At 67.4% G+C, this 19428-nt stretch carries 19 protein-coding genes and 1 pseudogene; 10 read left to right on the forward strand and 10 right to left on the reverse strand.

Annotated elements, in window-relative coordinates; all coding sequences use genetic code 11:
• Positions 1–18 precede the first annotated feature (18 nt).
• The 3 genes from B9N97_RS30820 to B9N97_RS30830 are packed head-to-tail and all read right to left on the reverse strand — an operon-like array spanning position 19 to position 2172.
• Positions 19–696: a peroxiredoxin-like family protein gene (locus B9N97_RS30820; RefSeq protein ID WP_085091615.1), complete on the reverse strand. Its 678-nt coding sequence runs from the start codon at positions 694–696 to the stop codon at positions 19–21.
• A 40-nt stretch (positions 697–736) separates the two neighbouring features.
• The gene (locus B9N97_RS30825; protein WP_085091616.1) at positions 737–1507 is read right to left on the reverse strand and encodes an enoyl-CoA hydratase/isomerase family protein; all 771 of its coding nucleotides are present in this window, start codon (positions 1505–1507) and stop codon (positions 737–739) included.
• A 41-nt stretch (positions 1508–1548) separates the two neighbouring features.
• Positions 1549–2172 carry a glutathione S-transferase family protein gene (locus B9N97_RS30830; RefSeq protein ID WP_085091617.1) on the reverse strand — a complete coding sequence of 208 codons (624 nt, stop codon included), beginning with the start codon at positions 2170–2172 and terminating at the stop codon, positions 1549–1551.
• A 110-nt stretch (positions 2173–2282) separates the two neighbouring features.
• On the opposite strand from B9N97_RS30830, the gene B9N97_RS30835 reads away from it, so the two are divergent.
• The 3 genes from B9N97_RS30835 to B9N97_RS30845 all read left to right on the forward strand — a co-directional run bounded on the left by B9N97_RS30835 (position 2283) and on the right by B9N97_RS30845 (position 4762).
• Entirely contained in the window at positions 2283–3230 is a 948-nt protein-coding gene (locus B9N97_RS30835; protein WP_085091618.1) for a LysR family transcriptional regulator, read from the forward strand.
• A gap of 92 nt (positions 3231–3322) precedes the next feature.
• Complete coding sequence (locus B9N97_RS30840) at positions 3323–3883, forward strand: carboxymuconolactone decarboxylase family protein (RefSeq protein ID WP_085091619.1); 561 nt, start codon at positions 3323–3325, stop codon at positions 3881–3883.
• A gap of 72 nt (positions 3884–3955) precedes the next feature.
• Complete coding sequence (locus B9N97_RS30845) at positions 3956–4762, forward strand: SDR family NAD(P)-dependent oxidoreductase (protein WP_085091620.1); 807 nt, start codon at positions 3956–3958, stop codon at positions 4760–4762.
• 115 nt (positions 4763–4877) lie between these two features.
• On the opposite strand, the gene B9N97_RS30850 is transcribed toward B9N97_RS30845, so the two are convergent.
• Together B9N97_RS30850 and B9N97_RS30860 are read right to left on the reverse strand one after the other, a co-directional pair.
• The gene (locus B9N97_RS30850; protein WP_085091621.1) at positions 4878–5660 is read right to left on the reverse strand and encodes an IS5 family transposase; all 783 of its coding nucleotides are present in this window, start codon (positions 5658–5660) and stop codon (positions 4878–4880) included.
• A gap of 1138 nt (positions 5661–6798) precedes the next feature.
• The gene (locus B9N97_RS30860) at positions 6799–7995 is read right to left on the reverse strand and encodes an MFS transporter (protein ID WP_143266937.1); all 1197 of its coding nucleotides are present in this window, start codon (positions 7993–7995) and stop codon (positions 6799–6801) included.
• 101 nt (positions 7996–8096) lie between these two features.
• Between B9N97_RS30860 and B9N97_RS30865 the strand changes: the two genes are divergently transcribed.
• On the forward strand, positions 8097–9059 hold the full coding sequence (locus B9N97_RS30865) for an AraC family transcriptional regulator (RefSeq protein WP_208621322.1): 963 nt from the start codon (positions 8097–8099) through the stop codon (positions 9057–9059).
• A gap of 268 nt (positions 9060–9327) precedes the next feature.
• Here B9N97_RS30865 and B9N97_RS30870 read toward each other — a convergent pair whose 3' ends face one another.
• Positions 9328–9978 (reverse strand): 3'-5' exonuclease, encoded by a 651-nt coding sequence (locus B9N97_RS30870; RefSeq protein WP_244561024.1) that lies wholly within the window; start codon positions 9976–9978, stop codon positions 9328–9330.
• A gap of 230 nt (positions 9979–10208) precedes the next feature.
• Between B9N97_RS30870 and B9N97_RS30875 the strand changes: the two genes are divergently transcribed.
• Positions 10209–10577, forward strand: a complete 369-nt coding sequence (locus B9N97_RS30875) for a DUF427 domain-containing protein (protein WP_085091624.1) — start codon at positions 10209–10211, stop codon at positions 10575–10577.
• A gap of 90 nt (positions 10578–10667) precedes the next feature.
• Here B9N97_RS30875 and B9N97_RS30880 read toward each other — a convergent pair.
• The 3 genes and pseudogenes from B9N97_RS30880 to B9N97_RS30890 form a co-directional block, all read right to left on the reverse strand.
• Positions 10668–11380 (reverse strand): annotated as a pseudogene (locus tag B9N97_RS30880) (IS6 family transposase).
• 81 nt (positions 11381–11461) lie between these two features.
• Positions 11462–12688, reverse strand: coding sequence for an ABC transporter substrate-binding protein (locus B9N97_RS30885; protein WP_085091625.1), 1227 nt, complete (start codon positions 12686–12688; stop codon positions 11462–11464).
• Positions 12689–12728: 40 nt separating this feature from the next.
• Entirely contained in the window at positions 12729–13472 is a 744-nt protein-coding gene (locus B9N97_RS30890; protein WP_167393432.1) for an enoyl-CoA hydratase/isomerase family protein, read from the reverse strand.
• A 193-nt stretch (positions 13473–13665) separates the two neighbouring features.
• Here B9N97_RS30890 and B9N97_RS30895 point away from each other — a divergent pair, with 193 nt between their 5' ends.
• Positions 13666–15300 carry an AMP-binding protein gene (locus tag B9N97_RS30895; protein ID WP_085091627.1) on the forward strand — a complete coding sequence of 545 codons (1635 nt, stop codon included), beginning with the start codon at positions 13666–13668 and terminating at the stop codon, positions 15298–15300.
• Positions 15301–15373: 73 nt separating this feature from the next.
• Here B9N97_RS30895 and B9N97_RS30900 read toward each other — a convergent pair whose 3' ends face one another.
• A complete protein-coding gene (locus B9N97_RS30900) occupies positions 15374–16015 on the reverse strand; it encodes a TetR/AcrR family transcriptional regulator (RefSeq protein ID WP_085091628.1) in 642 nt (213 codons plus the stop codon).
• Between the two features lie 253 nt (positions 16016–16268).
• Between B9N97_RS30900 and B9N97_RS30905 the strand changes: the two genes are divergently transcribed.
• From B9N97_RS30905 to B9N97_RS30920, 4 genes are read left to right on the forward strand one after another with little or no spacing between them, the layout of a single operon-like run.
• Positions 16269–16751 (forward strand): MaoC family dehydratase, encoded by a 483-nt coding sequence (locus B9N97_RS30905; protein ID WP_085091629.1) that lies wholly within the window; start codon positions 16269–16271, stop codon positions 16749–16751.
• Positions 16748–17698: an SDR family NAD(P)-dependent oxidoreductase gene (locus B9N97_RS30910; protein WP_085091630.1), complete on the forward strand. Its 951-nt coding sequence runs from the start codon at positions 16748–16750 to the stop codon at positions 17696–17698. The genes B9N97_RS30905 and B9N97_RS30910 overlap by 4 nt, the downstream gene beginning before the upstream one ends.
• A 40-nt stretch (positions 17699–17738) precedes the next feature.
• Complete coding sequence (locus tag B9N97_RS30915; RefSeq protein ID WP_085091631.1) at positions 17739–18941, forward strand: acetyl-CoA C-acyltransferase; 1203 nt, start codon at positions 17739–17741, stop codon at positions 18939–18941.
• A 38-nt stretch (positions 18942–18979) separates the two neighbouring features.
• Entirely contained in the window at positions 18980–19426 is a 447-nt protein-coding gene (locus B9N97_RS30920; RefSeq protein WP_085091632.1) for an acyl-CoA thioesterase, read from the forward strand.
• Positions 19427–19428: the final 2 nt, after the last annotated feature.

Raw genomic sequence — 19428 nt, forward strand, 5'->3', positions numbered from 1 at the left:
CGGGCGGATCGACAGGGATCAGACGACCGCCGAGCGGCTGGCGCTACGCAGCGCCGGCAGCATGTCCTCTGGCTCCGGGCGGCGGGTATAGTCCGGGTTGACCTCGGCGTAGAGGATGGTTCCGTCCTGCCCGATGACGAAGCGGGCCGGCATCGGCAGGGTCCAGCTCGGATCGCCGTTGAATGCCGGCAGGTCGTTCTTCAGTCCCTTGTAAAGCTCGACCAGATAGTCGGGCAGTTCGAAGCGCAAGCCGAAAGCGGCGGCGACGTCGTTGCGTGGATCCGACAGGATCGGGAAATCGAGCGCATTCTGACGCACCGACTTGCGGCTGTTCGGGGCCGTCTGCGGCGAAATGGCGAGCAGGTTTGCTCCGAGCGACTGGAAGGTCGGCAGTGCCGCCTGCAACGCCTGCAGCTCCATGTTGCAGTAGGGGCACCAGACGCCGCGGTAGAAGCTGACCACCAGCGGTCCCTCCGCCAACAGGGCGGTGGACGACACCGCCTTGCCGTCGGGATCGTTGAGCGTGAAAGCGGGAGCCTTGTCCCCGGCCTTGAGCGCACGGCCGGCAGCGCCCGAGGCGATCAGTTCGGCGGTGGCGCGGTGCATCGTCTCGATCACCGAACGGGGGACATTGTAGGGCGGTTTGCCCGCCTGGAAATCGGCCTTGAAAGCGTCGAGCTTTTCCTGGAGCGACATAGGAGTTTCCTTCGTCGTATGGGGTGGAGGGAAATACGGATCAGCCGTTCGCGGCGGCGGAGCGGGCCACCTCGGCCGCGCTGATGCCTTCCAGCGCCAAGCCGTAACCAGCGCCTTCGTCGACGATTCGGCGCAGCTTCTGCGTCAGCGCGATGCGCGTGTAGCGGCTGGTGAGCGGCGGCAGGGCGGCCAGCCCTTCGGCGATTTCATGCGCCCGCGCCAGCAGTTGGCCGGCGGGCACGATCTCGTTGACGGCGCCCCAATCCTTGGCGGTCTGGGCGTCGAGGATTTGGCGGGTCAGGATGAAATGGCGACCGCGGATGCTGCCGATCACCTCCGGCCAGAGCAGGTTGACGCCGTCGCCGGGGACGATGCCGAAGTCGAAATGCGGCTTGTCCTGAAAGACCGTTTCCGGTGTGGCCAGCACGATATCCGCGAGCAGCGCGTATTCGGAATGCAGCAGCACCGGCCCGTTGAGGGCGGCGATCAGCGGCACCTCGATATCGAGGATGTTCATCAGCACTTTCTTGCCTTCGCGGAAGATCTTGTCGTATCCGCGCGGACTGAAGAAATCGAAGCCCTCGGGGCTGATGGCGTCCATGAAGGCATCGCCCGATCCCGTGAGGATCACCACCCGGTTTTCCGGGTCCGACCCGATCTGATGGAACAGGTCGACGAACTGCTCGTGGGTGTGGCCGTTGAAGACCAGCTTGCCGCCATCGGTGTGCAGCTTCACTTCCAGAACGCCGCTGTCCGAGCGGGTCAGGCGCGCATTGGCGAAGGCATCACGGTAGCTCTCGAAACGGGACATCAGGGTCACTCCTTGGATTGGCTTGGTTCGGATCGGCTGTGTCAGGCGGCCTGGGGGATGAGAGCCTCGACGCGGGCGATCGCGCGTCGAACGGCGGACCGGGCGGCGACGGTGTCGAACCAGCGGATAAGATTGGGGCGGCCGTCGAGCGTCATGCCGGGGAACTCGCGGCGCCACAGCCAGCCGAAATGGGCAATGTCAGCGATGGTGAAGTCGTCGCCGGCGACGAAGCGACGCTCCCCGAGCAGCGCGTCGAGCCGGTCGAGCACGCGGTTGGCCTCGGCGGTGAACCGCGCTTCGGCGAGCGGCTGCGGCTCGGCGGCGAGGCGCTTGAAGAAGCCGGCATTGCCGAAGGACGGGCTCAGCGCGGAGGCATGGAAGAACAGCTGCTCGAACACCCGCGCCCGGCCTGTGCCGCCTTGCGGAAGCAGCCTGCCGGTCTTCTCGGCAAGGTGGACGAGGATGGCGGCGCTTTCCGTCAGCACCAGCGCCCCGTCCACCAGCACCGGCACCTTGCCGTTCGGGTTCAGCGCGAGGAAGTCCGCGGCCTTCTGTTCGCCCTGGCGGATGTTGACAGGCTTCAGGTCATAGGAGAGGCCAATCTCCTCCAAGGCGATCGGAACCTTGACGCTGTTCGGCGTCGCAAATGCATAAAGTTCGATCATGTTTCGCTTCTCCCTTGCAGCGTCGCCGCCGATGGGAGAGTTATCGCCATTCCAATCTCCGGGCGGCAGACCGGCCGGAGCGATAACGGCAATTCCTGTCAGGAATAACGATGGACCGATTGCAAGCGATGGCCAGCTTCGTGCGGGTGGTGGAGACCGGCTCCTTCTCGGGCGCGGCGCGGCAGCTGGGGGTGGGCCAGCCGGCCATCTCCAAGACGATCGCGCAGTTGGAGGAGCGGCTGCAGGTGCGCCTGCTGCTGCGGTCGACCCACGGCCTCACGCCAACCGAAGCGGGGCTGCGCTTTTACGAGCGCGCCCGGCTCGCCATCCGGGAGGCCGATGAAGCGGAGCTGGAGGCGCGGGGCGCCGGTGCGGGCCTGTCGGGACGGCTGCGCATCTCCGCCGCGACCACCTTCGCCCGGCTGCTGATCGTGCCGCGCCTGCCCGAGTTCCTGAGCCGCCATCCGGAATTGGACATGGAGGTAATCCTGGACGACCGGGTGATCGATCTGGTGTCCGAGGGTATCGATGTTGCGTTGCGCATGGGCACGCTGTCGGACTCGACGGCTGTGGCGCGGCGGGTCGCCAGCGGTGGCCGCTCGGTCGTGGCGACGCCCGCCTATCTCGCCCGCGCAGGCGTGCCGCGCACCCCGGCCGACCTTGCCGATCACGACGCGGTGGTCTACAGCCAGCTCAGCAACAGCTGGGCGTTCCGGCAGGGCGGAACCGAAGCGTCGGTGGTGGTGCGCGGCCGGTTGCGGGTCAGCGCGGCGGAAGGGATACGGGCGGCTGTGCTGGCCGATCTGGGGCTGGCGGTCGCGTCCGACTGGATGTTCGGTCCCGAGCTTGCGAATGGTTCAGTGCGGCGCGTGCTGGAAGATTGGACGCTGCCGCCGATCGACCTGTGGGCGGTGTTCCCCACCGGCCGGCTGGCCAGCACCAAGGCCCGCGCCTTCGCGGAGTTCGTCGCCACCATCGTGCCCGGCGACGGTGCGCCGGCGGACGAGGTGGAGTTGGGGAGAGACCATTCCCGGCGGGATCATTCCCAGGAGGCATAAGCATTAGTCGCGCAGCCCGCCTACGCGCCGCCTCTGGAATGGGTCAGGGTCCGATCCGTCGAACGCAACCGACGGAACAAGGAACCGCCACCATGACCCAGTTCACCAGCCACACCCTCGACACCGCCCCGGATGCTGCAAAGCCGATTTTCGAGGGCGTGAAGGCCGCTTTCGGCTTCGTGCCCAACCTGCAATCCTATATGGCGGAATCGCCGGAACTGCTGGCCGGCTACACGGCGCTGTGGGACCTGTTCTCCAAGACCACGCTCAGCGCCCATGAGCAGCAGGTCGTCTATCTGACCGCCAATTTCGAGAACGAGTGCCACTACTGCATGGCCGGCCACACCACGCTCGCCCGGATGCAGAAGATGGGCGAGGACGTGATCGCCGCGCTGCGGGCCGGCAGCGAACTGCCCGACGCCCGGCTGGAGGCGCTGCACCGCTTCGCCACGCTGGTGGTGCGCAATCGCGGCTGGGTCGCCGATGCGGACGTCGATGCCTTCCTGGCAGCCGGCTTCACCCGCCGCAACGTCCTGGAGGTGGTGCTCGGCGTCGCCACCAAGGTGATGAGCAACTACACCAACCACATCACCCACACGCCGCTCGACGCCTTCATGAAGGGCAACGAGTGGAGCAAGCCCGCCAGTGCCTGACACAGGGCGGAGCACTGTTCTCGCCTCCCACTCGACAGGTCCCGTCACTGAACCGATCTAAACGGAGCTGACATGATTCTTTCTGGAAAACGCGCGCTGATCACCGGCGGCTCCAGCGGCATCGGCTTTGCCGCCGCCCAGGCGTTGGGCGAAAAGGGAGTGGCCCTTGTCATCACCGGCCGGCACCCCGACCGGCTGGCCGCCGCAGTCGAGACCTTGCAGAAGGCTGGAGCGTCGGTGACCGGCATCGTGGCCGATGTCGCGACCACCGAGGGGCGTCGGCAGACGCTTGAGCGGGCGCTCGTCGCATTGGGCGGCCTCGACATCCTGGTCAACAACGCCGGCGGCGTTCGTGCCGGGCGGCTGGAGCAGGTCACGGAGGAGGACATCCTCGCGATGATCGCCGTCGACCTAACCGCGCCCATCCTGCTGACGCGGGCAGCTCTACCGGCGCTGCGTGCCAGCGGCGAGGGACTGGTGGTGAATATTTCGTCGGGCCTGGGGCTGGTCGGCGCGCCATTCTACGCCACCTATGCCGGCGTCAAGGGCGGCTTGGCACGGTTCGGCGAAGCCTTGCGCCGCGAGCTGAAAGGCGAGGGCGTCCATGTGCTGACCGTCTACCCCGGCGCCACCGACACCCCGATGATGGCGTCGAACAACGCCGGTCCGGAGTTGGGCTTCACCCGCGAAAGCGCCGAGGCCGTAGCCGCAGCCATCGTGGCGGGGATAGAAACGGAGGCGCTGGAGGTGATCCGCGGCGGCGAAGCACGGGCGGCGATGATCGCGCTCAACCGCGATGACCCGCTGGCCATCGATTCGCGGTTCCTCAATCTCAAGGCTCGCCTCGAGGAGGCGGTCAAGGAGCATGCCGCCTTGTGAACAAGGATCGGCAGCGGGGGGTGGCGATCAAACCACTCCTGGCCGATCCTTCGTGAGTGCCTTTCCGCCACGTCTATGGGCGTTGGCTTGACGGCGGCGCAATAAGAGGCGGTTTTCAGAATGTGCTGAGGCGGTTAGCGATGATGAAGATTGCCGCCGCGGTGAGCAGTGCGAGGATGATGCGTCCCAACCGATCCTGTCGTCGATCCAGGCGTTTGTTGGCCAGCAGCCAAGCGCAGCCGTGGTCGACGACGCATCGGACCTTGCCGAGCCCTGAGCCGTGGGGCTCGCCGATCTTGCGCTCGCCGATCTTGCGGATGTGTGGCTGAACCCGGTCACGCAGGCAGAGCCATCGATTGTCGGTGCTGTCGTAGCCTGCGTCGGCGTAGAGCCTGCCGATGGCGGAGCAGACGACTTGGGCCAAGCGCACCAGATCAGGGAAGAGCATGGTGTCATGGACATTGGCGCCAGACGGCATGACCGCCAGCGGCAGACCGTCAGTCGAGACGACCACGTGATACTTGGTGCCGGGTTTGCCGCAGTCGGTCGGGTTCGGCCCGGTTAGGTCACCGCCGCGCTTGGCCCTTACCGAGCAGCTGTCCCCTATGACGTCCCAAGCGGCAGCGGCGGGACCGGAACGTGCCATACGGACGAGGACGGCATGGACGCGACGGAGCAACGCCGTCGTGTGCCACTCATCCAAGCGTCGGCGCAGGGTCGAGCCCGAGGCACGCCCATCCGCGGCCCGAAGCGCGCGCCACTGGACACCCTCACGCAAGAAGAAGCGAAGCGCTTCGATGACCTCCGCAGTGGGCATCGGCGGACGTCCAGGACCGCGAGGCCGATCGTCGATCCGGTCGATGATCCGCGCCACCAAGGCCGCAACTGTGGGTCCCATACCCGCCTCCCTGTGCCAAAGACACAGAAAACCGACGGCAGATCAGCCGGTTTCCGGAGGGGGCATCGGATGAGGGTTCTGGAAACCACCTCTTATTGGAATCCAGTTAACGATACTGCGACCTGACCAAGTGCTTGGTTTTATGAGATTTACGAGTAAATGTTATTGGGATCGCTGACAATGGGGCGGAGGAGACCGCCGACGGCCGCGGCTGGGTCGAAGCGCTGGAGGGAGGGTTGGTCCTGCACATCCGTGGCAAGACCGGCTGGCGCGAGGTCGGACCGGGAACCACGCCACTGAGTTGCCCGGTGCGGCGCTGGTGAGTTGGATGGAGTTGGGCCGCATCGCCCACGATGGCAAGCGCGCCCTGACCGACCGGCTGGCCGACAAGCATGTCGCCCGCTTGGTGCAGACGACCTCCCTGGCTGCAGGCCTTCGCGGTGATCTGCCGGAGGGTGATCTGCCGGAGGGTGAGCGCCGTCACCGCTTCGCTGGCCACTCCTTGCGGGCTTGGGCTGGTTACCGCCGCCGAGGCGGAGGAGCGCTTCGTCCAGCGGCATCTTGGTCATGCTTCGGTCGTGATGACCCGGCGCTACCAGCGGCACCGCGACCGCTTCCGCATCATCTCACCCAGGCGGCCGGCTTGTGAGGCTGTTCCGAAGCACGGTCAGCGTCGTAGAGGACAGCGCGATATGTGTTAGCAGCGCGGATCAAAACCCCGATTCCATGGCATCCAACCATTGATTCTACTCAAGCCAGTCGAGGTTTTGATCCGCGCTCCAAGTCGGAACAGGGGGCGTTGGCGGACAATGGGTGAAGTCTGCTTTGCGCCAGGAGCTGAAGTTGGTTGGCTGCTATAAAGCATAGCGAACGGGCCCGCCGACCGCGGAAGGAATCCCGTTCCCAGCAGTAGGGAACCACCACCGAGAGCTTGACACCCGGCCTGCAACGCCGGGCTGAGCCCGATGGATTAAACTTCCTTGTGTCGACAATCACGAAGGATTGATGTCGCGGGTATTGATCCGAGCGAGAGGTGGTTTTCCGGGTACGATGCGGTGGTGGTGGCACGGGGGACCCGCCGTCCTGAAGACGGAGCGCGACAGCGGCAGGTCCATCCGCGGGCGCCTGACGGAGGTGATCAGGGGGCGACAGCGACTGCCCGCGCCCGCACGCCTCCCAGCACGACCAGGGCGGCCAGCAGCAGCACGATTCCGCTGGCGCCGAAGACCCCGCCGGCGCCGCTGACGCCGAAGATGGCGCCGCCCGCCGCCGCACCGGTGGCGATGGCGAGTTGCACCGCCGCGACGAAGAGGCCGCCGGCGCTTTCCGCCTCGTCCGGCACGGTGCGGGTGATCCAGGTGGACCAGGCCACCGGCACGGCGCCGAAGGCGACGCCCCACAACGCGATCAGCACCGAGGCCACGGTCGGCGACCCGCCCAGCGCGGCCAGCCCGAGCCCGAGCAGCCCCATGATCAGCGGCATGACCGTCAGGGTCAGCCGCATGCTGCGGGCCAGCAGCGCGCCGCCGAGATAGGTGCCGGCGAAGTTCGCCATGCCGAAGCCCAGCAGGATGCCCGACACGCCGCTGACGCCGACGCCGGTCACCGTCTCCAGGAACGGCCGGACATAGGTGAACAGCGCGAAATGTCCGGTGAAGACCAGGAGGATCGACACCATGCCAATCCCGACCCCCGGCCGGGCCATCACCTCGCCCAGCGTGCGGAGGCTGGTGTGGCCGTTCGGTGCCATGCGCGGCAGCGACAAAACCTGCGCCACCAACGCCGCCAGCCCCAGCCCGCCGGCCATCAGGAACACTGCGCGCCAGCCGAGCAGGTCGCCCAGATAGCTTCCGACCGGGGCCGCGAAGACGGTGGCGGCGGACACGCCGCTGAAGATCATCGACAAGGCCCGCGGAATCATCGGCTCCGGCACCAGCCGCATGGCGATCGCGGCAGACATGGCCCAAAAGCCGCCGAGCGCCACCCCCAGCAGCACCCGCCCGACCAGCAGCGACAGCAGGTCGGGGGCGAAGGCGACCGCCAGGTTGGACACCAGCAGCAGCGCCGAAAAGGCGAGCAGCACATGGCGCCGGTCGATCCGGCGGGTTGCGGCGGAGATCAGCAGGCTGGCGACCAGCGCCACCGCGGCAGTCGCGGTGACGGCTTGGCCGGCCATCGCCTCGGTCACATGCAGGTCAGCCGCCATCGGCGTCAGCAGGCTGGCCGGCAGAAACTCCGCCGTTACCAGTCCGAACACGCCGAGCGTCAAGGAGAAGACGGCACCCCAGGCGGGCTCCGCCGGCGCGGCGCCGGCCTGCCTCACAGGTTCCATCATGGTCAGTCCTCGCAGGAAGATTATGCTGCGACGCAGAATAGAATGGAGTTTCTGGACGATCCATGCCACAACGTCCGCATCTTTTGATCGATAGTCCGGATATGCCCGACTCATCCCGCGTCCCTCCCGCCGCCGACCTCGTCAGCGAGCTTCTGCTCGGCATGCGGCTGACCGGCGTGCAGTACCGCCGCATGCAGGTCGCCCCTCCCTTCGGTATCGGTTTCGGGACGGTGGAGGGGCGGGCGCAATTCCATTTCATCGCCCGCGGGCCGGTCGTGCTGAGGCTGCTCGCCGGCGGCACCTTCACGCTGGACACCGGCGATGCAGTGTTGCTGCCGCGCGGTGGTGCGCACGAACTGCTGTCGGCGCCGGAACTTCCGGCCCGAGACATCGCCAGCTTCGCGACGGCGCCGCTGTGCGGCAATGTCGGTGCGCTCGAATCCTGCCCGCCGGAAAGCTGCCGGACGAAGGATGCGGTGATCTTCAGCGGCTGCATGGAGTTCGACCTTGGCGCCATGCAGCCTCTGGTCGGCCTGATGCCCGAGGTGATGCAGGTCGGCACCCTGCTCGACCGCTACCCCGAAATCCTGCCGATGCTGGAGGCGATGGAGCGGGAGGCGCGGGCGGAGCGCGCCGGCTATGCCGGCATCCTGGCGCGGCTGGCCGACGTGGTGTCCGCCTCCATCGTGCGGGGCTGGGTCGAATGCGGTTGCGGCGATGCGCGCGGCTGGATCGACGCCTTGCGCGACCCGCGGCTCGGCCGCGTCATAACCGCGCTGCATCGCGATCCCGGCCGCAATTGGACCGTGGCGGAACTGGCCGCGGAGATGGGCGCCTCGCGTTCGGTCTTCGCGGAGCGCTTCCTGGAGGTGACCGGCGTGACCCCGGTCCGCTACGTGACGGAGCTGCGGATGCGGCTTGCCGCTCAGTGGATCGGCCGGGAGCGTCTGCCGATCGAAACCGCCGCGCATCGGCTCGGCTACGGCTCGCAAGCCGCCTTCAGCCGTGCCTTCAAGCGCGTCATGGGCTATTCGCCCGGCGCCTCGCGCAGTGCGGAATCATAGCACCGGAACGATCAGGACCAAGTGGGGGGCAACTCCTTTCTCAAGCCGGTCCCGCACGTCCTCGCGGGTGACTTGGCCAACTGTCAGCGGGTAAAGTCCGGCGCCACCTTGCCCGACAGCGCGAGATCGGTTTGCCAAGCGCCGGACTGTCGACTCTGCGCCATGAGCAGTCTGCGCCATTCAGCGCAAGCTGGCCCGATACGCGACCTTGACGCCTTCCGCCCGTCAGGGGCGCGCGGCACGATATCCCGATGCCCGGCGCTGTGCCTCACTCATATACGGCGTCGCGCGGGCCGGTATCTCCCAACGCCATTTTGACGAAGGCGTCAGCCGTCAGGTCTGCGTCGAGCAGCGCGCCATGGTGGGCGAAGCGATCACTCCGGTCGAGCCACAGCCGATCACACAGCGCATCGAGCGAGCCGGAAGCACCGGGGAAGACCGCGTGCGACATCTCCTTGGTACAGATGAACCGGTCTGCCGAGAACGTGTCGGCACCCCATGCGGCTCGTCCGCAGCGCGCGAACTCGTAGTTCAGGAAGTCCATCTCGTTCTCATAGGCATGCGCCACCAGAAGATCCTCGCCCAGAAAGGCGAGAAGCGCGTCGGCGACCTCGGGAAAGCGGGGCGCCGCCTTCAGGTCGGCGGGCTTGATGCCGTGCACCTTGATGGCGTCGGGATGGAGAGGGGCGTCGGGGTTGACCCGCGACTCCCAACTGCGCGCTTTCCTCCAGCCATCGCCCTCACGGATGATCTCAAGACACCCGATTTCGATGATGATGCCGGGCTGACGCAGGCCTTTGGGCGCCTTACGGATGTCCTGGAGGCTCGGCAGGCGCCGTCCGGTCGTCTCGATGTCGATCGCGACCAGCCGGTCACGTCCTTCCCATGGCTGCATGCTCATTGAGATCCAATCTTTCATCAGTGGAGCCACCTGTGGCACGGATGTGAAACATGGACAACGCTCCGTCACGCCGCCCAGAGTAGCATGGCGAAAGCGCCGGCCGCCGATTGGCGACACCATGGTTACAAGCGGCCGACCCATACCGCCGAAGCTCTTGATCCTGATCGGTCAGGATCAAAGGTCGCTGGTATAAGGCATGACGGCCGCGCCATGACCGGCGCGACCACTGGCGAGCAAGGAGTATCGCTGTGAAAATTCCCGGCCCCGAGCATCCCATCACGATCATCCCCAACCCGAATCGGATTCGTGTCGTCTTCGCCGGCCGGGTCGTCGCCGAAACGGCACGCGCCCTGACGCTGACGGAGGCGACGTTGCCGGTGGTCCAATATATTCCCCGCGCGGATGCGGACATGACGGCCTTCGAACGCACGGGGCACACGACGCATTGCCCTTACAAGGGCGATGCCACTTACTACAGCCTGCGCGTGGGTGATCGCATCGCGATCAACGCTGTCTGGACTTACGAGACTCCCTATCCCGCCGTGGCCGCCATCCGCGAATATTTGGCGTTTTATCCGGAACGCGTCGATTGCATCGAAGAGCGCGCGGCCACATAGCGGCAGCCGGCGGAAGGGCATCGTCAAGTTGATTGACCTGTGGCCAACCAAGGGCGCGGCGGAAGCCGGCGTCGCCAGCGGGGCCCAATGTTACGCCGCGAGCCGGGCGCCGGCCACCTCCGCCCAAGCCTCGAAGGCCTGGGCGCGGGCGGCACGGTAGTCGGCGACGGGGCGATGGTCTCGGCGAAGGTGGAAGAGATCGGCAACAGGATCGTGGATGGAGAGAAACCGCTGGACCTGATATGGCGACTTGAAGCGCTTCCTCTGCCGTTCCCGTCGTCGGGTCGGCTGATGCGAGTTCTCGGCCCGGTTGTTGATGCCCTTGTGCTGCCGGCGCTCCACCTCCGGCATGATCTCCCGCTTGGCGGCGGCGTAGGACTTCAGCTTGTCGGTGATCAGCACCCGCGGCGCCCGGCCCTGAGCCTTCAGAAGCTTGCGCAGCAAACGCTTGCCGCCCTGGTGTCGCGCCGGCTCTGGACCAGCACGTCGAATACGAAGCCGTCCTGATCGACGGCCCGCCACAGGTGATGTTTGCGGCCGCCGATGATCAGGACCACTTCGTCGAGGTGCCACTTGTCGCCCCGGCGCGGCACCCTTCGGCGCAACCGGGTGTCGATCTCGGGGCCAAACTTCCGAGCCCATTGGCGCACCGTCTCGTAACTGACGGTGATGCCGCGAGCCGCCAGCAGTTCCTCGATCATCCGCAGGCTGAGCGGAAAGCGGAAGTACAGCCAGACCGCCGTCGCAATGATCTCGGCGGGATAGCGGTAGCCGGCGTAGCGGGGATCGGGGCGCGTCGTCATGCCGTCCCATACCCCGCGCGGCCCGCCTCGGCAACTGGGTGGTCAACAAGTTGGCGGTACCGCCCTCATTGGTCCTGCCCCTCAGCCCTTCACGAGGGGGCACTTGCTTTCGGACAGCGGCAGGAAGGCGTCGTTGCCGGGGATGGTGCTGAGAATCCTGTAATAATCCCAACGTCCCTTGGACTCTTGCGGGCTCTTGACCTCGACGAGGTGCATGTCGTGGACCATGCGGCCATCGGCGCGGACCTTGCCGTTGCGGGCGAACATGTCCTCGATGGGCATGGTCTTCAGCTGGTTGACCACGGTCAGGCCCTTGTCGGTGCCGCTGGCGTCGATGGCCTTCAGGTAGTTCAGCACCGCTGAATAGACTCCGGCCTGCACCATGGTCGGCATCCTGCCCTCATGGCGCTGGCCGAAGCGCTTGGCGAATTCCCGCGTCCGCTCGTCGGTGTCCCAGTACCAGCCGGTGGTGATGATCATCCCCTTGGTCACGTCGAGGCCGAGGCTGTCGATGTCGGTCAGGAAGACCAGCATGCCGACCATCTTCTGGCCGCTCTGGCTCAGGCCGAACTCGTTGGCCTGCTTCACCGCATTGACGAAGTCGCCGCCGGCGTTGGCGAGCGCCACCACCTGTGCGCCCGACGCCTGCGCCTGGAGCAGGAAGGAGGAGAAATCCGGCGTCGCCACCGGCGCCCGGACCGTGCCCAGGACCTCGCCGCCGGCCTTCTTCACCGCGTTCGACGTGTTGGTTTCAAGGCTGCGGCCGAAAGTGTAGTCGGCGGTGATGAAGAACCATGACTTGTTGCCCTGCTGGGTCAGGGCGCGGCCGGCGCCGTTGGCGAGCGCATAGGTGTCGTAGGTCCAGTGGACGCCGGTCGGGGAACATTTCTCGTTGGTCAGCTCGGTGGTGCCGGCGGTGGAGTTCAGGTGAACCCGCCCGGTTTCGCGCGTCACCTCCTGCACCGCGAGCGCCGCGGCGGAGTTGCCGACATCGACGATCACGTCGACCTGTTCGCGGTCGATCCACTGGCGGGAGACGCTGGCTGCGATGTCGGCCTTGTTCTGGTGATCGGCGAAGACGACTTGGATCGGCGCGCCCTTGACCTTGCCGCCGAAATCCTCCACCGCCATCTGCGCGGCTACCACAGAGCCGCGCCCGGCGAGGTCGGTGTAGATGCCGGTCATGTCGTCGAGCACGGCGATCTTCACCACATTGTCGGAGATCTGAGTCTGCGCCGTGCCGGCCGATGCGCCAGTGAAGGCGAAGGCGGCCATACCCGCGAGCAGAGCGGTCTTGAGCGTCGTCATCCGTTTGTCCTCCCTATTCTGATTGATTTGAAGAGTCGTCTCAGGCCTTGGCCGCCGCCGCGGCGTCGCGCAGCAGGCGGCCGAGCAGGAACTGGTCGCTGTCGCCATGGGCCAGCCGCGTCTGGTCGGCCTGGGCGTCGATGGCGCGCTTGGTCATGCGCAGGGCCAGCGGCGGGACCGCCGCCGCCTCGCCCGCCAGCCGCATGCTTTCGTCGACCGCGGCGCCGTCCTCAGCGACGAGGTCGGCCAGACCCCAATCGAGCGCCAGTGCCGGATCGACCCGCAGGTCGGTGATCAGCAGCCGCTTGGCCCGCGCCGGACCGACCAGCGAGACCAGACGCGGCAGCCCGCCCCAGGCGAGGTTGAAGCCGAGCCGGGCCTCCGGCAGCCGCAGATGCGCGCTCCGCCCGAAGACCCGCAGGTCCAGCGCCAGCGCCAGCACACCGCCGCCGCCGACCGCCGGCCCCTCGACGGCGGCGATGGTGAGCTGGGGAAGTGCCGCCCAGGCGTCGCACAGGGCGCGCCCACGCTCGACCGCGGCGTGCTGTTCCAGGACATCCGTGCCGGTAGGCCAGAGCAGCGGGTCGGACAGGTCGATGCCGCCGGAGAACACCGTGCCGGTGCCGGTCAGCACCACCGCGCGGACGCCGGTGTCGGCGCGCAGGCGGTGGGCGACGTCGGTCAGCCTCTCCATCGCCGCCGCGCTCAAGGCGTTGGCCCGCCCGCCACGGTCGTAGCGGACCAGCGCCACCCCGTCGGCATGCTCGATCGAAACAAGGCTCATTCCGCTTTTTCCTCCCCACCGGGGCTCCGCCGGCGCGGCGTGCCGTTCTTGCCGATGCCCACTCCCTAACATTCTACTGAGTATGTTGCAATCGTTTGATTGGCGGTGCAAACATATGAACGGCAGCAGCCGGCACGGGCGCGAGGCCCGTGGTCCGGACAGGGTTTGAAAAGAACAGGGAGGGTTTTCGGCGATGCACGGCGATGATTGGGTGCGGATCCCCACGGTGGACGAGTGCGTGCTGCGCAATCTCCTGGAGGAGCAGGCCGCCCGGCAGCCCGACGCGGTGTTCGTCGCCTTCTGGCGGGGCGAGAGTTGGAGCTACCGGGAGACGCTGGAGCGTGTCCGCCGCCGCGCCGCGGCCCTGCGGGCGCAGGGTGTGCGCCAGGGCGACCATGTGCTGTGCTGGATGGGAAACGGGCCGGATCTGCTGACCGCGTGGTTCGCCATCAACTATCTCGGCGCGGTCTATGTGCCGCTCAACACGGCAAGCCGCGGGCGCCCGCTGGAGCATATGCTGGACAATGCCGGCGCCACGGTCCTGATTGCCCACGCCGCCCTGATCGGCCGCCTGGCGGAGATCGGGCTCGGGCCGCTGGCCAGGATCCTGACCGTCGGCACGGCGGATGCGGACCCGCCCGACCTGCCCGGCGTGACCGTCGCGCCGCTGGTGGATGCGCCGGCCGATGCCGACCTCAGCCTGCCGCTCGACCGGCCGATCCAGCCCTGGGACCCCCACGCGATCATGTATTCGTCGGGAACCACCGGGGCGGCCAAGGGGGTCGTGACCTCCTACGTGCAGATCTACACGATGGGGCCGGACGCCTTCGACAGCATCACGGCGGACGACCACTGCATGATCTGCGGGCCGATTTTCCATTGCGGCAGCACGCTTTACGTCTATTGCATGCTGGGCAAGGGCGGGTCGATAGCGATGGTACCGGAGTTCCGGACGCCGGACTTCTGGGACTCGATCCGCGACACCGGCAGCACGGTGGTCCTGCTTCTGGGCATCATGGCGAACTTCCTGCTGAAGGCGCCGCCGGACGCGCGGGACCGCGACCATACGCTCAAGAAGGTCTTCATCGTCCCCTTCGGCGAGGACGCGCCCCGGTTCGGCGAGCGCTTCGGCGTCGAACTCCACACCGTCTACAACATGACCGAGATCGCCAGCCCCCTGACGGCCGGACCGCGCACCGCCGGACCGGACGGGATGGTGCCGGGCCTGTGCGGCCGTGCGCGCGCCTGCTTCGAGCTGCGCGTGGTCGACGGCAACGACGCCGAGCTGCCGCCGGGTACGGTCGGCGAACTGATCATCCGCTCGCACCGGCCCTGGGCGCTCGGCTCCGGCTATTACCGCAATCCGGAGGCGACGCTGGCGTCCATGCGCAACGGCTGGTTCCACACCGGCGATGCCTTCCGCATGGAGGCGGACGGGCGCTTCTTCTTCGTCGACCGCCTGAAGGATGTCATCCGCCGCCGCGGCGAGAACATCTCCTCCTTCGAGCTTGAGGCGGAGATCTGCGCCCATCCGGCGGTGCGCGAGGCGGTGACCGTCGCCGTGCCCAGCGATGTCGGCGAGGACGAGGTGCTGGCGGTCGTCGCCCCGATCCCCGGCGCCGTGATCGACCCGGCCGAACTGGTCGGCTTCCTGGCCGCGAGGGTGGCGCACTACATGGTCCCACGCTATGTCCGCGTGGTGGAGGAACTGCCCAAGACGGCCAGCGGCAAGCTCCAGAAGCACATGCTGCGGGCCGACGGCCTGACGGAGGATTGCTGGGACCGCGAGGCCGCGGGCATCCGCCTCAAGCGCGAAAGACTCGGCTGAGGGGCGGTCAAGCGCAGTGAGTTTTCAACGGTGGCCGGGCCCCTCTCCCGTGATGGGAGAGGGGCTTTTTCCCTCATCCCGGCGCGTTCAGCCCCTGCATGATCGAATCCACGATCTTGTCGGCCAGGATCTCGCGGTCGTCGCGGGTCTCGGCGGGGCGGGGGCGGTACCAAATCGACAACCAGTTGATGGCGCCCAGCGCCACCTTGACCGCCACCGACACATCGCTGGTGCGGATCGAGCCGTCCTCGACCCCCTCATAGGCGACCCGCTTGAACAGGCTCTCGAAGTCGTTGCGCACGGTCATCAACTCGGCCAGCGTGCGGCGCTGCTCGGGCGTCGTGGCGCCGAAGCGGTGCATCTCGACACCCTGCACGACCACCGCCTCCAGGGCGAGATTCTCCATCATCGACAGGGCGTGCTGGCGGAACATGGCGCTGAGACGTTTCGCCGCCGGCTCCGGCCCCTTCATCACCGGGGTGACGGCCTCGAAGTTGCGCCGCATCCCCTCGCGGTGGACGTCGAAGAACAGCTCCGTCTTGGAGCGGTAGTAATGATAGATGCGGCCCTTCGTAGCGCCCAGACGCCGCGCCACGTCATCGATGCTCGTCGCGTGATAGCCCTGCTCCATAAAGCATTCGGCGGCGGCGGTCAGGATATCGATGTTCCCGGTCTTGTCGATGCGGGGTGACAGCTGGCTCTTTTCACTGCTCATCGTCCAGTTCCAACTCGATAATTTCGTCGGCGATCAACCCGTTCCGCCCGCATCGTCCCTTCGCGGCACCCCGGCAGGGGCCGGTCAGGCGAAGCTAGGACCAATCCGTCCCACAGGCAACATTTCTGCCTGGACAAAGCGGTCGCGCTCACATACTACTTGGTAGGTTTTTTGTGCGTGACGCAAGCAATCTTTGCGGCGGGCGCACCCAACCGAAGGCCAAATGGCCACCACGAACATGGGAACGCGCCCAATGAACGAACCCATTCCCGCCGGGGATCTGGAGCGGCGCGTCGGCGGCGAGATCGGTGTGTCGCGCTGGTTCGAGATCGACCAGACGCGCATCGACGCCTTTGCCGACGCCATCGACGACCACCAGTTCATCCATGTCGATCCCGAGCGGGCAAGCCGAGACACTCCCTTCGGCGGTACCATCGCCCACGGCTTCCTGTCGCTGTCGCTGCTGACCGCGATGGGGGAGGGCGTGCTGCCGAGGATCGCCGGAGAGGCGATGGTCATCAATTACGGCTTCGACCGCGTCCGCTTCCCCGCCCCGGTTCGGTCCGGCGCACGGGTCCGCGCCCGCTTCGTGCTGAGCGAGGTCACCCGCCGGTCGGATCGGGAACTGGCCGCGCGCTATGCGGTGACGGTGGAGATCGAGGGCAGTGGCAGGCCGGCGCTGGCGGCCGACTGGATCATCCTGACCCTTTTGAAAGAACAGGTGAACGCAGCATGAGCATTCAATCCAACGCAATCGGGGCGGACGGTATCGGGGCTGACGGCATCCGCTTCGACGGGCGGGTCGCCATCGTCACCGGGGCGGGGAACGGCCTGGGGCGCGGCTATGCGCTGGAACTGGCGGCGCGCGGCGCCAGGGTGGTGGTCAACGACCTGGGCGGCGGGCGCGACGGTCGCGGCGCCTCCGATGCCGCCGAAACGGTGGTCGCGGAGATCCGCAGCCGCGGCGGCGAGGCCATCGCCGACGGCGCGAACGTCACCGACCCGGCGCAGGTCGCGGCGATGGTCGGGCGCGCCCACGGCCTGTGGGGCCGCATCGATGTGCTGATCAACAACGCCGGCATCCTGCGCGACAAGAGCTTCGCCAAGATGGATCTGGAGGATTTCCGCTCGGTCGTCGACGTGCATCTGATGGGGGCGGCCAACGTCACCCACGCGGTCTGGCCGATCATGCGGGCGCAGGGCTATGGCCGCGTCCTGATGACGACCTCCACCTCCGGCGTCTACGGCAATTTCGGCCAATCGAACTACGGCGCCGCGAAGGCCGGTCTGGTCGGACTGATGAACGTTCTGCATCTGGAAGGCGTGCGCAACGGCATCCACGTCAACGCGGTCGCTCCGACGGCGGCGACCCGCATGACGTCCGACATCCTCGACGAGACGGCATTGGCCCGGCTGAACCCGGATTTCGTCACCCCGGCGGCGCTGTTCCTGGTGTCGGAGCGGGCACCCAGCCGCACGGTGATCCTCGCCGGCGCCGGCACCTACGCCCGGCTCGCCATCGTCGAATCGGACGGCGTCTACCTGCCCGAGGGCGAGCGGACGCCGGAGGCCGTGGCCGCCCGCTTCGCCGAGATCGCCTCGCTCGACCGCCAGCACGAGATAGACGCCGGCCTGAGCCATGTCGACCGCATCCTGAAGCGCGCGGCGGACGCCGCCGGCTGAGCCGGCCGGCCGAGACCCGGCTGAAACAAGGAGAAGACCGGTGAGAGAAGCCGTCATCGTATCGACCGCCCGCACGGCCATCGGCAAGGCCTACCGCGGCGCCTTCAACGACACCCAGGCGCAGGCGCTGGGCGGGCACGCCATCGCCCATGCCGTCGCCCGCGCCGGGATCGATCCCGCGGAAATCGACGACGTGGTGATGGGGGCGGCGCTCCAGCAGGGCGCCACCCACATGAACATGGCCCGGCAATGCGCGCTGCGCGCCGGCTTGCCCACCTCGGTGGCGGCGCAGTCGGTGGACCGGCAATGCGCCTCCGGCCTGATGGCCATCGCCATCGCCGCCAAGCAGATCGTCGCCGACGGCATGACCGTGGCGGTCGGCGGCGGGCTGGAATCGCTTTCGCTGGTGCAGACCGACCGCATGAACGTCGAGCGCTGGCGCGACCCCTGGCTGGTCGAGCACCGCCCCGACGTCTACATGGCGATGATCGAGACGGCGGAGATCGTGGCGGCGCGCTACGGCGTGCCGCGCGAGGCGCAGGACGCCTACGCCGCCCGCTCCCAGGCCCGCACCGCCGAGGCGCAGGATGCCGGGCGCTTCGACGCGGAGATCGTGCCGCTCACCACCACCATGACCCGCTACGACAAGGCGACCGGGGAGACCACCCGTCATACGGTCACGCTGGACCGTGACGAGAGCAACCGGCCGGACACCACGCTGGCCGGGCTGTCGGCGCTGAAGCCGGTGTTCCGCGACGGCCAGCAGATCCGGGAAGGGCGCTTCGTGACCGCCGGCAACGCCTCGCAACTGTCGGACGGGGCGTCGGCCTGCGTGCTGATGGAGGCGGCGGAGGCCGAACGGCGGGGCTTGCAGGCGCTCGGACTCTACCGGGGCATCGCGGTCGCCGGCTGCGACCCGGAGGAGATGGGGGTCGGCCCGGTCTTCGCGGTGCCGAAGCTGCTGAAGCAACATGGCCTGACCGTCGACGACATCGGGCTGTGGGAGTTGAACGAGGCCTTCGCCGCGCAGGTGATCCAATGCCGCGACCGGCTCGGCATCCCCGACGAGCGGCTGAACGTCAATGGCGGGGCCATCGCCATCGGTCATCCCTATGGCATGTCGGGCGCCCGTCTGGTCGGCCACGCCCTGATCGAGGGCAAGCGCCGGGGTGTGCGCCATGTCGTCGTCACCATGTGTGTCGGTGGCGGCATGGGCGCCGCCGGCCTGTTCGAAGTCGCCTGAAGTCCCCGAAAACGAACCCAAGACAGAGAGGATGCCGCATGGACCGCAAGCACGACACCCGCGCCTCCTACCCCCATTTCCAGATCGTCCCGACCCGGTGGATGGACAACGATGCCTACGGCCACGTCAACAACGTGGTCTATTACAGCTACTTCGACACGGTGGTGAACCAGTACCTGATCGAGAACGGCGCGCTCGACATCGAGAACAGCCCGGTGATCGGGCTGGTGGTGGACACCGGCTGCAGCTATTACGCGCCGGTCAGCTTCCCCGACCGGGTCGAGGCCGGGTTGCGCGTGGCGCGGCTGGGCACCAGCAGCGTCCGCTACGAGGTCGGGCTGTTCCGCAATGACGATCCCACCCCGGCGGCCTGCGGCCATTTCGTGCATGTCTATGTCGACCGCGAGACGCGCCGCCCGGCGGCGCTGCCGGAGACGCTCCGCACGGTGCTCGGGCGGCTGGTCGCGCCGGCCGAAACCGCCTGAAA

This window comes from Azospirillum oryzae, assembly GCF_900177515.1.
Lineage (GTDB): Bacteria > Pseudomonadota > Alphaproteobacteria > Azospirillales > Azospirillaceae > Azospirillum > Azospirillum oryzae_A.